Here is a 12585-nt window from a genome sequence, read left to right on the forward strand (position 1 = left end):
CCCCAGGATGAGCTGCCCGCCCGCCTTCCCTCCAGGCGGGCTGGCGGGCCGGAAGAGCCGGCGTCAGCGCGCCGTTTCGGGCCGCAGTGTGTACCTGTAGGCAAAGGGGCTGCGCACGAGGCGACTGGATTCGCGCCCGTCAACGCCGGGGGACCCCCATGTCCCGGCAGGACCGGCTTCCGCGGCGCGTGGAACCGGCGCCCAGGAGCGAGGCATGGACGGAGGAGCCGCACGGGAGCTGGAAGCCGTCCTGGACGCCGCGGTCGATCCAGTCATCGCGTGTGGAGCGGACGAGCGCATCCTCCACGTCAACGCGGCGACGGAGCGGCTGCTGGGCTGGGACCGCGAGCAGCTGCTCGGCAGGCCCGTCACCGACCTCTTCCCTCCCCGCCTGCACCACTTCCACGGGCTGAGCCTGATGCGCTACCTGCTGTCGCGCCGGAAGGTGCTCGGCGGGCGCCCCACCCGGGTCTTCTCGCGGCGACGCGACGGCGTGGAGCTGCTGGTGGAGCTGACGGTGGGCACCACCGGCATCGGTGACATGGAGCGCATCGTGCTCATGATGCGCCGGCTGCACGAAGTCATCGACACGCTGGAGGAGCCCGTCGAACACATCCCCGGCGCCCCCGAGGTGTTCCCGCACCACGACGAGTCGGCGGACCGCCTCTACCGGCTGCTCGTGGAGAACGCCCCCCTGGGCGTCTTCCACTTCGACCGCGTGCCCATCATCACCGCCTGCAACCTGCAGTTCGCGAGCATCATCGGGACGTCGAAGCGCAACCTCGTGGGCATGCACCTGCTCACGCTGCGCGACGAGCGCCTGATGACCTGCGTGCGGGAGGCCCTGAACGGCCACCCGTGCGACTACGAGGGCGACTACGGGGCGCTCACCACCGGCAAGGTGACTCCCGTGCGGATCCGCTTCGCCCCGTGCTACGGCGACAACGGCGAGGTGGAGGGCGGCGTGGGCATGGTGGAGGACATCACCGACCGCCGCCGCGTGGAGGCCGAGCGCGAGGCCCACCTCGCCCAGCTGGACCTGCTGTTCCGCAGCGCGCCCGTGGGCATCGGCTTCGTGGGCACGGACATGCGGTACGTGCGTGTCAACGAGACGCTCGCGCAGATCAACGGCGTCCCCGCCGAGGCGCATCCGGGCCACACGCCCCGGGAGCTGTTCGGGGCCGGCCCGGGCGAGGTCGCCGCGTCCCTGCTGCGGCAGGTGCTGAGCACCGGGGAGCCCGTAGTGCAGATCGAGACCACCACCGACGAGGACCTGGGCGTCCCCGGCCCCCGGCGCTACCTGAGCGGCAGCTGCTACCCGGTGCGCACCCCGGACGGCCGGCTGCTGGGCGTGGGCATCATCATCGAGGACGTCACCGACCGGAAGAAGGCGGAGGAGGAGCGCGCGCACCTGTACCGCGAGGCCCAGGACGCCATCCGCGTGCGCGACGACTTCCTCTCCATCGCGAGCCACGAGTTGAAGACGCCGCTCACGCCGCTGAGCCTGCGCCTGGCCACGCTGGAGCGCCGCCTGGAGCGCGGCGAGCACGTGGACCCCGGCCTGCTGCGCCACGCGCGCCAGCAGCTCACGCGCCTCACCGGCCTCATCAACGACCTGCTGGACGCCTCGCGCATCGAGGCAGGCCGGCTGTCGCTGCACCCGGAGGCCACCCGCTTCGACACGTTGGTGGAGCACACGCTGGCGGCAATGGAGAACCAGCGCGGCAACCACGTCTTCGACTTCGAGCGTCCCCCGGAGGAGGTGTCCGTCCACGGCGACGCGTACCGGCTGGAGCAGGTCGTCTTCAACCTGCTGGAGAACGCGCTCAAGTACAGCCCGGACGGGGGCACCATCCGCGTGCGGCTGTCGGTGAGCAAGGACCTGATGGTGCTGTCCGTGCAGGACCCGGGCATCGGCATCCCGGAGGACCAGCAGCAGCAGCTCTTCGACCGCTACTTCCGCGCGCGCAACGCCTCCACCCGCTCCTACGGCGGGCTGGGCCTGGGCCTCTACATCAGCCGCGACATCGTGGAGCGACACGGCGGCCGCATCTGGGTGGAGAGCGAGTCGGGCCAGGGCTCCACGTTCTATGTCGCGCTGCCAACCGTCTCCGCCTCGCGGCCCGCCCTCCCGCTCGCCCAGCCGGAGCGCCACCTGCACTGAACCCCGCATGGGGCGCGCGCTGAAAGAACTTCAGCCGCGCGCCCGCGACAGGGCCCCGGGCCCGGTGCAAAGGGCTGGAATCCCACGCTTCCATCCCCTGGCACGGCGGGTGCTCTAGGGGAGTGCACCGGAGGGAGCAACACACATGGAAAACATGACGATGACGAGCGAGACCCCTGTCAGCCGCGACAATGACGGGTGGATCGTCCGGGTGAAGGTCGGGGGCCGCATCCAGGAGGTGCGCTGCGCCTCGGAGAACCAGGCGCGCTACTTCGCCGCGGTGCTCGCCTTCAACGCAGGCCGGCCCTCGCGCCTGCGCAACTAGCAGCCTCAGGCGGCGTCAGGCGTTGCGCCGCGCGATGTCGGTGGACAACACGTTGGCGAAGGACACCCAGCCCAGGTAGGGAGCCATCAGCCACGGGGCCTTGCGGTCCACGCGGCTCGCGGCGGCGGTGTACGCCACGATGCTGCCCAGCAGTGCCCAGTTCTCCACCGCGGCGGCGCGCACGTTGCGCCTGCGGAAGAACAGGTGCGACCAGGCGGAGTTGAGGCCCAGCTGGACGAACCACAGCCCCAGGGCCCGTGAGCGCTGCGCGCCCGCGGGGGAGCCCCAGATGCGCCAGCCGGAGACGGCGATGAGCGCGTAGAGCGTGGACCAGACCGGGCCGAAGAGGGCCGCGGGGGGCTGGAAGGACGGCTTCTTCAGCCGCTTGTACCAACCCTGGGACACGGCCTCGCGGGTGCCACGCGCGCCCAGGTAGACGGCCCCGGCGGTGATGGCACCGAACGCGCCCAGCGCCACCGCCGACTCGCGGTTGAGCGTGGCGTTGTGTTCCAGACCTTCGGAGCCTCCCAGCGCGCTCAGCTGCATGGCATTGCCTCCCTGCTTCCGGAAAGAAGTCGTGTGCGAAGCCACAAGCTGTGTCCTCCCGCCACCGCGGGCCAGGGCGTGCCTGCCTGCCCGCACTCCGGGAGGACGCACACGCCGGGCCCGTCGTACGGACCGGGCCCGAGTGGCCTGCACACCCCGTCCTCAAGGGGCGGGCGCGGGCGCGGACTCCATGGGGGCGCGCGCCTCGGTGGCGACACCCGCCGCGAGCCAGCCCTTCACCAGCAGCAGGTGTTCAGCTTCCGCGTCCAGCGCCTGCTGGAAGCGGTCCGCCAGGGCGTCGTGGCCCAGGCCGCGCGCCAGGTCGATGAGCAGCTCCCAGCTGGCGTTGTCCGTCAGCTCCGCGACCAGCAGCGCCTGCGTGCACTGGCGCAGGTTCGTGCGCGCGTCGGCGATGGCGGCCGGCACGCCCATGGAGATGACCGACGTGAGGTCCGCCGAGGGCGTCACTGCCGTAGGGTCCGCGCCCAGCTTCTCCATGGCCTCGACGAGCAGCGCGAAGTGGCCCATTTCGTCATCGAGGATCTTCGTGAGCAGCTCGCGCGACGGGCCTCCCTCCCAGCTTCCGAACACGTCCAGCTTGGACAGGGCGCCCTCGTAGAGCCGGACACCGGTGCGCTCGAAGGCGAGCCGCTCCCCCAGCTTGTCGATGAACACGGTGGGCTTGCCGCCCTTGAGCATGTCCACCGCGGTCTTCGCCATGCCCTTGAGGCTGGACGGCGGCGGCACGGAGCCCAGACCGTCCCCGGCCTCGCGCGCGTACTGCTTGCGCACCTCCATGATGCCCTGGCCGTCACCCGGGCTGCTCGGCGTCGCGCGCTGCGCCTCCTGGATGATGTCCTTGCTGTCGATGGGGGACGTCTTGATGCCGGTGCGGTTCATGCCCACGTCGGCGATGGTGCCCTTGCTCATTGCAGCCTCCTGCCTTCCAGCACCGAACCCATGCGCTCCGCCTTGGCGGCGAGCTCCGTGCCCGGCCTCCAGTGGTAACCGGCCGCCACCGTCTCCGTGGGCGACCCCTCCGAGTTGAGCTGATCCCGGTAGACGAGCGAGCGGTGCCCCGGGGGCAGCCGCGACGCGTCCACATAGTCCGGACCGTTGGAGCGCAGGTCCACCTCCTGCGACAGCACCTTGCGCACGAACTCGCGGTGCTCCTTGAAGGCGATGGGCTCCGGGAGCGTGCGCGGCAGCACCTCCGCGGGGTCTCGGCGCTCCAGGTTCTTGAACAGCTCCATCACGTAGTGCAGGTGGCCCAGCTCGTAGTCCAGGAAGCGCTGCCACACCGCCTTCACGTAGGGGTTCGTCTCGTACGCGAGGCACGAGGAGTAGTTGTAGACCTCCGTGGCCTCGTGCAGCAGCCACTTCTCCAGCAGGGACTCGTCCGGGTCGCAGAGCGAGCCGTACTGGGTGACGTGCTGCTCCTCGATGGAGGCGATCTCCGCGTAGAGCTGGCGCGCGACGGGGTCCGCGAACTGCGGCCCCACGACCATGTAGTAGTCGTGGGTCATGAACTCGGCCGCGGTGATGGTGACGGCGTGCAGCTTGGACAGCGGATCCGCGGTCTTGTGGTCATACGGCCGGCGCAGGTCGTCCAGCGGATGGCGGTGCTCCACCGCCGTGGGCCGGCCGGGACGGATGTCGGAGTAGGACTGGATGAGGTTGTTGGGGTCCTTGCCCTCCACGCGGTCATAGAGCGCCGAGTAGCGGTACAGGTGGTCGAAGTCCTCCAGCATCCCGAAGCGGTACGTCTGCGCGAGGTACGGGTCGGGCTCATGGATGGCCACGCTGGCCGTCACCTCGATGGCGAGCTGCTCGAAGCCGAGCGTCGTCTCGAGGGCGCTCTGATCCGGCGGGTTGAGCCAGTTGACCATCGTCTGCTGGTGGTGCTCCGCGCGGCGCACCAGCGCCAGGTGCGGACGCAGCTCGCGGCTGAGCCGGGCGAAGATGTGCTTCATGCGCAGCGCATCCGCTTCGATGCCGTTCATCAGGATGACGCGCGTGCGGGTGAAGGCGTCGTCGTCCAGCTTGCTGTAGGGACGGCGGACGAGGTCCTTCCAGGTGAAGAGCTGCTTCTCCAGGGGGATGCCTTTTTCTTGGAAGAGATCCAGGGCCACGGGTGACTCCTTGTCAGCGGGGGCGGGAGGGCGCTGCGACCCGGACGGCGGAGAACGCCGCGTCCGCCCCGTGACAGAAGGTCCGGCGGCACTCCGCGGACGGCAACACGCGCCCCCGCGCTGGCCGGACAAGGCGAGGGGCTGCAACGGCTTGCCCGGACTCCTGCTCTACCGGCTCTTACCGGGCCTCTTGAACCAAGGTCCGATTCACGATGGGCACGGGAGTGCCGTGGCGCACCGGGCCTGGAGTAGCGTGCGGGCACCGACGTGAGGGGGAGTGGCCGTGGCGGGTGAGCCGTGGAAGACCATCCAGCAGCGCTGGCGCAACCACGGGCTGCAGATGCTCGGGGTCGCGCTCGTGGCCACGTTGATCGCGGCGGCGTGTGAGTACGCGGACCTGTTGAAGCCCGCGGAGCGCATGGCCTACGACCAGGCCCTGAGCGCGTTCGCGGGTGACCGGGGCAAGTCGTCGCACGTGGTGGTGGTGGCCATCGACCAGCCGACCCTGGATGCCATCAGCCAGGACGAGGGATGGCGCACCAACTTCGGCAACTGGCCGTACACCCGCACGCTGTGGGCGCGCATCGCGGAGGAGCTGCAGGCGGCGGGCGCGAAGGCGGTCCTATTCGACGCGGTGATGGACGAGCGCGCGTCGGACGAGTCCGCCGACCTGGGGTTCGCCCAGGTGCTTCGCGAGCTGCACCTGCCCTTCTACGTGGGCATGGTGGCCAACGGCACCGCGGCCCCGCTGCTCCGCGCGGACTTCCAGGCCCCGGTGCCCGTCGCCGCGCCGGAAGCCGCGCCTGCCGCGCCTGCCGCGCCTGCCGCGCCTGCCGCTGACGCGTTTCCGGAGGAGTTCGAGGACGGTCCTGCGACGGCCACGCCCACGCTGACGCCCGAGGCGCTGGCGCGGGCGCTCGCGTTCCCGGCGGGCCGGACGGACGGCCAGCCGCTGCCCCCGCTCCAGTACGAGTCGAGCGACGGGATGCGGCCCCGCTACCCGGTGCCGCCCACGCCCGCGCTGGTGGGCGCCGTGGACGGGTTCGGCCTGGTGGACACGGAGGCGGATCCGGACGGCTTCATGCGGCGCACGCACTTCGCGTACACGGACGGCATCAACACCTACGTGACGTTGCCGGTGCGGCTGGTGGCGGACCTGCTGGGCGCGAAGGAGGTCACCCTCTCCGGCCGCGCGCTGCACCTGGGCGAGCGCTCCTGGCGCGTGGACGCGGATGGCAGCGCGGCGCTGGACTACGGCGGCATGCTGCACAAGCGCTACCCGCTGGTGAGCCTGAAGTACGTGCTCAACGACTGGATCCTCCGCAAGAACGGCAAGGCGCCCGAACTGCCCGCGGACACCTTCCGGGGCAAGGTGGTGGTCATTGGCGGCACCACGCCGGGCATCAACGACATCAAGGCGACGCCCTTCTCCTCCACGGAGCCGGGGCTGGTGAAGCAGGCAGCGGTGGTGGACACGCTCCTCGCGGGCGCGTTCATCACCCGCCTGCCGCAGGGCATGGACCTGGGCCTCACGTTCCTGGTCGCGCTGGTGTCGGCGGTGCTGCTGATGACGGCGCGCTGGACGCCGCTGGAGGTGGGGTGGCCGGTGGCGCTCGTCGGCGGACTGCTCGTCGTGGCGGGCCTGTTCCTGAAGACGGCGCACACGCATGTGCTGACCGCGATGCCGGCGCTCGCGGGCATTGGCGCGAGCGTGGCGGCGCTGGCGTTCAACCACCTGGTGGCCAACCGCGAGACGGAGTTCATCCGGCAGGCCTTCACGCGCTTCATGGAGCCGAAGCTGGTGGAGCAGATGATCCGCTCGCGGCAGCTCCCGCGCCTGGATGGGGAGAACAAGGAGATCACCGCCTTCTTCAGCGACATCCGCGGCTTCTCCACCTTCAGCGAGCACTTCAAGGAGGACCCGCGCCAGCTGGTGCGCATCCTCAACACGTACCTGACGACGGTGAGCGGGGCGCTCTTGCGCGAGGGCGGGTGCCTGGACAAGTACATCGGCGACGCGGTGGTGTGCCTGTTCGGCGCGCCCATGGACCAGGAGGACCACGCCATCCGCGCCTGCCGGGGTGCGCTGGCGGCGAAGGCGGCGGTGGAGACGCTGCGCGTGGAGTTCCGCCAGAAGGGGTTCCCGGACGTGTACACGCGCATCGGCGTGAACAGCGCGGTGAACTTCGTGGGCAACTTCGGCAGTGACCAGCTCTTCAGCTACACGGCCATTGGAGACGGGATGAACCTGGCCGCGCGGCTGGAGGGCGCGAACAAGGCGTATGGCTCCGGCATCATGATTGGCCCGCGCACGTACGAACTGGCGAAGGACCACATCGAGGTGCGCGAGCTGGACCGGGTGCGGGTGGCGGGCAAGACGGAGGCCGTCACGGTGTACGAATTGCTCGCGCTCAAGGGCCGGCTGGACGCTGACCTGCAACACACGGTGGCGCGCTACCACGAGGCGCTGGCGCTGTACCGGCAGGCGCGCTTCGCGGACGCGGTGGCGGTGCTGGAGGCGGAAGCCGCACGGGCGCCCGGGGATGGCCCCACGGGCGCGCTGCTGGAGCGGTGCCGCGAGTACCTGGAGACTCCGCCGGAGCGGTTCGACGGCGTGGTGAACCTGGAGAAATGAAGAAGCGAGGGCCTGGGCCGTTGGAGAGCGTGATGACCAAGCGACGGATGATGGGTGTGCTGCTGCTGGCGCTGGGGCTGCCGGTGACGGGCGCGGGGGCGGTGCAGAAGGACGGCAAGCTCTACGTGAAGGCGCGCAACACGCGCGTGCTCAAGAGCCCGCTGCCCACAGCGGACGTGGTGGCGGTGCTGCAGCCTGGACAGCAGGTGACGTGGAAGGGCGCCGACCCGAAGAACAAGCAGTGGCACCAGGTGACGGAGCCCGGCGGCAAGCCCGGCTACGTGTTCCAGACGAACCTGTCCACGAAGCCGCCCAACATGGAGCTGGTGGCCAAGGACGGCGGGACGCGCGCCATCGACCCGGCGGCCTTCGTGTCCAGCGGCGCGGCGGTGAAGGCGCTGAGCCCGGGCGCGGAGAAGTACGGCAACGAGAAGGGCGGCACCTCCGCGCAGGCGGTGAAGCAGATCAAGGCGCTGGAGGACCTGGCCAACAAGGTGACGCCGGAGCAGATCGCCGAGCACGTGAGGCAGGCCGGGCTGTTCCCGGTGGTGGCGCCCAACACGACCCTGGGCCCGCAGAAGGTGACCACCGGCAAGTCGAGCAAGTCGACGAAGGGGACGAAGTGATGCGCTCGCTGATGAAGGTCCTGGCGTCGGTGGGCGTGGGGCTGTGCCTGACGTCCTGTGCCCAGGTGACGAAGGGGTTGAAGGCCGCGAAGCTGGGCGGCGCCGCGGACGACTTCGTGGCCGCGTCCGAGAAGGCCCAGAAGTGCGACAAGCTGGGGACCCCGCCCGCCATCGCGGAGGAGTACGCGCTGGGCAGCGCGCTGGCCATCCGCTGGGTCCAGCAGGGAGGTGGGCTGATGCTCTCCGGAGCGTCGGAGCAGCAGCTGAACACCTACGTCAACACCGTGGGCCGCAACCTGGCCATGCAGTCTCCACGGCCGACGCTGCGCTGGACGTTCGGCGTGCTCGAGGACCCGCGCAACTTCAACGCGGTGTCCGCGCCGGGTGGCTACGTCTTCGTCACGCGCAAGCTGCTCCAGGGGGTGGAGAACGAGGGCCAGCTCGCGGGCGTGCTGGCGCATGAGATTGCCCACATCGCGCTGAAGCACGCGCTCAGCCAGTACGCCACGGTGAAGGTGAGCGCGTGCAAGGGCGCTGTGGTGGGGGATGTTGTCTTCGGCGCTATCGCCGAGAGGTTGCTGTCGGCGAGCAACTCGGACGGCAAGCTGGACCTGGACGCGGACACGGGCCTGATGGGGAAGATGGCGGACGACACCGCGGAGGCGCTCAGCAAGGGCAACAGCAAGGACCAGGAGCTGGCGGCGGACCGGCTCGCGGTGGAGCTGATGCTGTCCGCGGGCTACGACCCGGACGCGTACCGGCAGCTCATCGCGAAGACGGCGGAGGGCGGCGGCGTGTTCGCCAACCACCCGAAGAAGGAGGAGCGCGTGAAGCAGATCGCGGACATCCTCAACAAGCTGAAGGACTCCGGGGAAGCGTTCGTGGAGCTGTCCCCGGGCTCCCTCCACAACCCCGCGCTGCCGGCCAGCTTCTCCGTGGTGAAGGCCACGGGCGTGGCCAGGGACACGAAGTAGGCGGAGCGTCAGCGCATCGTCGCCTGGCTGAGGGCGCGGTGCACGGACTCCAGGGCCTTGCGGGCCTCCAGGAGCTCGGCGCGCTCGGCGGTGAGGGACGCGACCTGCTGGGCGAGCACGTCGCGCTCGCCCTGGAGCGTCTCCACCGCGCGGCGCAGCGACGAGGACTCATCCTTGGCGCCTTCCAGCTCCACGGCGAGGCGCTCCTCCTCCGCGAGGCTGTCCGCGAGGGCCAGCTTGCCGCGCGTGACGACCTGCTCCAGGGACTCATGCTCCTTCGCGGCGGCCTGGAGGGCCTGGCGGGACTCCTGGAGGGACAGCAGCGCTTCGTCGCGTTCGCCTTCGAGCGCGGCCAGTTCGCGCTCCAGGTCGGCCAGCAGCTTCACGCGGCCTTCCATCTCCGCGGACAGGCGGCGGGCCTCGTCCATGCGCAGCCGGGCCTCCTCGGTGGCCTTCTCCGCCTGACGGCGCGCCACCTCGAGGTCCTGGGTGAGCGTGAGGTTGAGCGCCTTGACGCGGGTGAGCTCCGCCTGGAGGTGGGTGATGCGCTCCACGGCGCGCTGGCCAGCTTCAGCGACGGTGGCGGGCAGCGGCTCCGGACGCGGGTTCTCGCGCACGGCCTTGAGGCGGGCCTTGAGGCGCTCGCGGCGCGACTCGGAGTCCATCTCCTCGCGCGGGGGCGCGGGCGTCTGCACTTCGACCTGGGCGGGCGGAGCCTCCTGTCGGGCCACCGTCTCGGCGGTGGTGACGGTGGAGGCCTGGACGGCAGCGTACGTCGTCATGGGCTCGGCCTCGGGCATGCGGAGGGCCTGAACGCCCATCCGTCCATCGAACTGTACCCCTGGAGGGGGCCCGGCGAAGGTGGCAGGCGCGCCCCGGGGCGCTTCCGCCTGCGCCATCACCGGAGGCGGCGAGGCGAAGGTGACGGGCGGGCCCCGGAGGGCTTCCGTCGGAGCGGAGACGGCGGCGCGCGGTGCTTCAGGCGTCGGGGCCGAGACACCGGCGGGCGGACCCGCGAACGTGGCGCGCGGCGCTTCCGCGTGCGTCGGGGCGTTGAAGACCGTGTGCTGCGCTTCAGCGTGCACCGAAGCGTTGAAGGCCGCGCGAGGCGCTTCAGCGTGCGTCGCCGTCGGCGCGGCGTAGCGCGGCTCCGCCTGCACGGCTTCCTGCGGCGCCGTGAGCGCATCCCAGCGCGCGGCGGCGGGAGCCTGTGCATCCTGCGCCGTCGCGGCCTCCGCGAACCGCGCGTGCGGCGCTTCGGTGCCCACCTGCTCCGTGAAGAAGGGCTCCGTCACGGGCTCGCGCTGATGCGCGACCTGCGCCGCGGAGACATTCCATGCGGACGCGGCGACCGCTTCCGCGACCTCGCGATGGGAGACCGGCGGGACGGCCTCCGCATCCCAGACGGACTCCTCCGCGGGCGGTGTCGCCGCCACGTTCCACGTGGGCGCGGCCTCGGGCGCCTCCTGCTCCAGCCACGGCGCCGGGGACTCCTCTTCCTCCTCGCGCCGCGCCTCCGGGGACATCAGGGCGGACAGCGCGTGGGAGGCCGGCGAGAACGTCGGCGCGGTCACCGCCGGCAACCCGTGGGCCGGCTGCGGGGACGCTGCGCGCGCGGGCGTGTTCAGCGCGGCTTCAATCGCCTCGGCGGCGGTGGGACGCGGGGCGCGACCGCGCTCGATGCGGGCACGCACCTCGGCGGACAGGTCCGGGGACTCGGCGGCGGGCGGCGCTTCCGGCGTGGACGCGGCGGCCGTCCCCGTGGGGTCGGACGGGTCGAGGGCGCCGGTCAGCGCCCCCAGGCGGAGGCGCGGCTTCGCGCGGGACACGTTCTGTTCAAAGGCTTTCTTCATGGCGGAATCTCAGCCGGCTTTCGTCGCGCCACCGCTCTTGGGCGGAGCGTGCGCGGCCACCAGCCGTGGCAGCACGTTGTCGAGCATGGCCTGGATGTCGGTGGCCCCCTTGGACGTCGGATCCGCCACGAACACCGGGCGGCCCTCGCTGGAGGCCTGCGCGAACTTGGTGCACTGCCGGATGATGGTGGGCAGCAGGTACTCCGGGTAGTGCGTCTGGAGCGCCTCCAGCGCTTCCTTCGCCAGCTTGAAGGTGGCGTTGAAGGAGTTCACCACGATGAACACGTGGTCCAGCACGTGGTTCAGGTCCTCCTCCAGGCTCTGCACGGTTTCAAAGAGCAGCTTCAGGCCGTGGAAGGAGAGGAAGTCCGCGAGCACCGGCACGAACAAGTCATTCGCGGCCATCAGCGCGTTCAGGTTGAGCAGGCCGAAGGACGGCGGCGCGTCGAAGACGATGAAGTCGTACTGCGCCTCCACGTCCTTGAGCGCGTTGCGCAGCTTGAACTCGCGGCCGGCCATGGGCATCAGCGCCAGGTCCACCGTGGACATGCTCAGGTTGGACGGGATGAAGTCCAGGTTGGGCAGGGTGGACTTCTGCACCACCTGGATGAGCGGCGTCTTGCGCACCAGCACGTCCAGGAGCGTCTTCTCGAAGTCCTCGCCCTCGTAGCCCAGGCACTTGGTGGCGTGGCCCTGGCTGTCCAGGTCGATGAGGAGCACCGCGTAGCCCAGCTCCGCCAGGCGCCACGCGTAGGACGTGGACAGCGACGTCTTGCCGGTGCCGCCCTTGAAGTTGAGGAAGAGCTGGCGGCGGTGGCCCGCGCTGGGCGGGAAGCGGTTGAGCGTCGTCCTCAGCTCCCACACGTCTTCCGGGCCGTAGGCGTCCTTGCGCAACTCCGCGGGGATCGCCTTCGGAGTCACGCCGAGCATCTCGGCCACCTGCTTCGAGCTGTACGTCGGCGCTTCCATGAACGACCCTTCGGATGACGTGTGAGGCCCGGCCAAGGCACCTTGCCTCAAGCGGCGAAGTATTTGTGCCCCCTTCGCACGATGGCCCCTCGGGCCACCAGCAGGGCAACAGCCTCCTGGGCGAGCTCCGCCGGCGCGGACAGCCCGGTCGTCAGCTCAGGGAGCGAGCGTCCCCGGACGGCGACCCGCACCTCCTGCAACATCGCCCCACACAGCGCCTCCACGGGCGAAGGGCCGCGGCGGGGGGGGACAGGAGGCGGCGTGACGGGAGCCGCCGGAGCGCGCGTGGGCGGAGGCGCGCCCATGGCCACCAGCGCGGCCTGAACGGGCGTGCGTCGCACGGCGGGAGCCGGGGCGGGAT

Annotated in this window: 10 protein-coding genes and 1 pseudogene; 5 read left to right on the forward strand and 6 right to left on the reverse strand. The window is 70.8% G+C overall.

Features of this window, described 5'->3' with window-relative positions:
• The first annotated feature begins 214 nt into the window (after window positions 1-214).
• Both D7V93_RS25105 and D7V93_RS25110 read left to right on the forward strand, forming a co-directional pair.
• Window positions 215-2164 carry a PAS domain-containing sensor histidine kinase gene (locus tag D7V93_RS25105; protein WP_120645809.1) on the forward strand — a complete coding sequence of 650 codons (1950 nt, stop codon included), beginning with the start codon at window positions 215-217 and terminating at the stop codon, window positions 2162-2164.
• 145 nt (window positions 2165-2309) lie between these two features.
• On the forward strand, window positions 2310-2489 hold the full coding sequence (locus D7V93_RS25110; protein ID WP_120645810.1) for a hypothetical protein: 180 nt from the start codon (window positions 2310-2312) through the stop codon (window positions 2487-2489).
• Window positions 2490-2504: 15 nt separating this feature from the next.
• Here the strand turns inward: D7V93_RS25110 and D7V93_RS25115 are convergent, their stop codons facing one another.
• The 3 genes from D7V93_RS25115 to D7V93_RS25125 form a co-directional block, all read right to left on the reverse strand.
• Window positions 2505-3035, reverse strand: coding sequence for a TspO/MBR family protein (locus D7V93_RS25115; RefSeq protein ID WP_120645811.1), 531 nt, complete (start codon window positions 3033-3035; stop codon window positions 2505-2507).
• A gap of 162 nt (window positions 3036-3197) precedes the next feature.
• Window positions 3198-3965: a ferritin-like domain-containing protein gene (locus tag D7V93_RS25120; RefSeq protein ID WP_120645812.1), complete on the reverse strand. Its 768-nt coding sequence runs from the start codon at window positions 3963-3965 to the stop codon at window positions 3198-3200.
• Entirely contained in the window at window positions 3962-5167 is a 1206-nt protein-coding gene (locus D7V93_RS25125) for a hypothetical protein (RefSeq protein WP_120645813.1), read from the reverse strand. Before D7V93_RS25125 ends, D7V93_RS25120 begins: the two co-directional genes overlap by 4 nt.
• Before the next feature lie 283 nt (window positions 5168-5450).
• On the opposite strand from D7V93_RS25125, the gene D7V93_RS25130 reads away from it, so the two are divergent.
• From D7V93_RS25130 to D7V93_RS25140, 3 genes are read left to right on the forward strand one after another with little or no spacing between them, the layout of a single operon-like run.
• The gene (locus tag D7V93_RS25130) at window positions 5451-7802 is read left to right on the forward strand and encodes a CHASE2 domain-containing protein (RefSeq protein WP_120645817.1); all 2352 of its coding nucleotides are present in this window, start codon (window positions 5451-5453) and stop codon (window positions 7800-7802) included.
• 32 nt (window positions 7803-7834) lie between these two features.
• Window positions 7835-8428: an SH3 domain-containing protein gene (locus D7V93_RS25135; protein WP_120645814.1), complete on the forward strand. Its 594-nt coding sequence runs from the start codon at window positions 7835-7837 to the stop codon at window positions 8426-8428.
• The gene (locus D7V93_RS25140) at window positions 8428-9402 is read left to right on the forward strand and encodes a M48 family metalloprotease (protein ID WP_244237499.1); all 975 of its coding nucleotides are present in this window, start codon (window positions 8428-8430) and stop codon (window positions 9400-9402) included. The genes D7V93_RS25135 and D7V93_RS25140 overlap by 1 nt, the downstream gene beginning before the upstream one ends.
• Before the next feature lie 8 nt (window positions 9403-9410).
• Here D7V93_RS25140 and D7V93_RS46845 read toward each other — a convergent pair whose 3' ends face one another.
• The 3 genes and pseudogenes from D7V93_RS46845 to D7V93_RS25160 all read right to left on the reverse strand — a co-directional run.
• The gene (locus tag D7V93_RS46845; RefSeq protein ID WP_244237500.1) at window positions 9411-11255 is read right to left on the reverse strand and encodes a hypothetical protein; all 1845 of its coding nucleotides are present in this window, start codon (window positions 11253-11255) and stop codon (window positions 9411-9413) included.
• 9 nt (window positions 11256-11264) lie between these two features.
• Window positions 11265-12224 (reverse strand): ParA family protein, encoded by a 960-nt coding sequence (locus D7V93_RS25155; protein ID WP_120645816.1) that lies wholly within the window; start codon window positions 12222-12224, stop codon window positions 11265-11267.
• 47 nt (window positions 12225-12271) lie between these two features.
• Window positions 12272-12585: pseudogene (locus D7V93_RS25160) on the reverse strand (HEAT repeat domain-containing protein); the annotation flags it as partial.

Origin of the sequence: Corallococcus llansteffanensis, assembly GCF_003612055.1 — a bacterium.
In the GTDB taxonomy this organism is placed as follows: domain Bacteria; phylum Myxococcota; class Myxococcia; order Myxococcales; family Myxococcaceae; genus Corallococcus; species Corallococcus llansteffanensis.